The following is a 1,808-nucleotide window of genomic DNA, read 5'->3' on the forward strand; positions in this document are numbered from 1 at the left end:
CTTCAGAAGGACTCGGGGCGAAGGGCGGTTTGCGCCTGTTGCGGTGGGGAGGGCAGGGACGCCCGGGACCGGCCGGGCCGGGGCGGTGCCGTCATCAGTGGTGGCGGTTCGTCGACCGCCTGCGCACGACGAGCACGGTCGCTGTGGCGGCTGCCGCGACAAGAGCGCCGCCCGCCGCGATTTCCGCGGCGTTCATGCCGTCGAAGCTGCCGCCCACGCCGCCGCGCACACCCTGGGGCGGTGCGGTGGTGGCGGTCCTGGTGGAGCTGGCAGTGGGGCTCGAGGTCCCGCCGGCGATGGTGAGGTCGAGGGTGCCGATCCGGCCGATGCAGTTGAACTGCACCGAATACACGGCACCCGGCCTGGCGTCCCAGTCGACGATGGCCGTCGCTGCGCCGTTGCGGGGAATGGTGACGGTGTCGAAGACACCGGAGGTGACGGTGGTGGTGCTGGGGCAGCCACCCGCGGTCAGGGTGACACGACCGCCCGCCGCAACGGTCGAGGGCGTGACGTTGAAGTCGTACGGCGTGTTGTTGACGGCCGCGGCTGTGGGGGCCGTCAGGGCGAGTGCGGCCGCTCCGAGCAGAGCGGCGGATGCGGCACGTATCGCGCGCATGTTGGTCCTCCGGTCCCGAGGAGCAGTCGCGGAACGATTTCCGCGTGGGTCGGGAAATGCACCTCGATCACCGAAACGCTAAGAGCGGTGTTTGTCCCCCGCGATCGCTGTAGGGCAAACGGGTCATTTTTGTCTCCAGCGGATGCGGTTCTCCGGTGATGTGCTGGGGCTCAGTCACCGCCGGCGCGTTCCCGGCGCGGCAGCAGATTCGGCGGGATGCCCGTCGCTGCCGGGGACCGACGGTGGCGAGACCCTCCTTGACGAGTGGGGCGACCGTCCGGCTCGCCGCCGAGTGCGTCAAGCCTGCGATCGCCGTGCACGGGGGTCGGGCTCCGTGTAATCCCCGTATGCGCCGGTACTTCGACCCGGAGGCCTACCGGAGAGCGAGGACCGGGCGGTGCGGGAGAAGGTGGCAGTCGACCGGTGCCGCTCGAGCCGAACGGCGGATCCGGCCCGTACGGTGGCCGGCCCTCGGACGCGCGGATCGCCGCGCATTACTTCGCGCACGGCGCATGGCTCGAGGAAGGAGTGCTGCTGCGTGAGGCCGGCCGACTGAATGGAATTCCCGGTGCGCTCTTCCACGGCCGTCCGGATCCCAGCACGCCGCTCGAGACACCTTGGGAACTCAGTCGCATCTGGACCGAGGCCGAACTCGTGGTGGTGGACGACTCGGGCCACAAGGGGAGTGCCACGATGCGGGACCGGGTGATCGGCGCTCTGGAGCGATTCAAGTACACCGAGTGACTGATGTGCCGCAGCGGGCAGTTGAGATCCGGCCAATTCCACGGCGGCTCCACATGGGGTGAATTCACCTGTTGGAAGCGGGATTTCAACCATTCGCGGTTGCGACTCACAAGATTTTTTCGAAGACGTTGAACGGACGCCGCCCTCCCGTCCGTACCTAGGGCCATGAACGGCGCTCCGGGCGCCGGAACCGGATGGATGAACACGGGAGTGGACATGAACACCTGGCGGAACGCCTCGCTCGCGGTGACTGCGGCGGCCGTACTCGCGCTGACGACGGCGTGCGGTCAGGAGACGGGCACCGAGACGCCCAACGGTCAGGCGGTCGGCGCGGCCAACCCCGCGCAGCCCGGGAACGGTTACGGCTCCGACGCCGGGTACGGCTCCGACGCCGGCGGCGAGGCGGCGGCCGCCTCGCCGGCGGGGCAGCTCGCGGTCTGGGAGAGCA

The 1,808-nt window shown here is 69.6% G+C and carries 2 protein-coding genes and 1 pseudogene; 2 read left to right on the forward strand and 1 reads right to left on the reverse strand.

Annotated features, from left to right (window positions below; translation table 11 throughout):
- Nucleotides 1–94: 94 nt before the first annotated feature.
- A complete protein-coding gene (locus tag ACWGH4_RS34810; RefSeq protein WP_441262177.1) occupies nucleotides 95–616 on the reverse strand; it encodes a hypothetical protein in 522 nt (173 codons plus the stop codon).
- Nucleotides 617–1,039: 423 nt separating this feature from the next.
- Here ACWGH4_RS34810 and ACWGH4_RS34815 point away from each other — a divergent pair, with 423 nt between their 5' ends.
- Nucleotides 1,040–1,360: an alpha/beta fold hydrolase gene (locus ACWGH4_RS34815; protein ID WP_453467879.1), complete on the forward strand. Its 321-nt coding sequence runs from the start codon at nucleotides 1,040–1,042 to the stop codon at nucleotides 1,358–1,360.
- A 216-nt stretch (nucleotides 1,361–1,576) separates the two neighbouring features.
- A pseudogene (locus ACWGH4_RS34820) lies at nucleotides 1,577–1,808 on the forward strand (SCO0930 family lipoprotein); the annotation flags it as partial.

It is taken from the genome of Streptomyces sp. NPDC054847, from assembly GCF_053610925.1.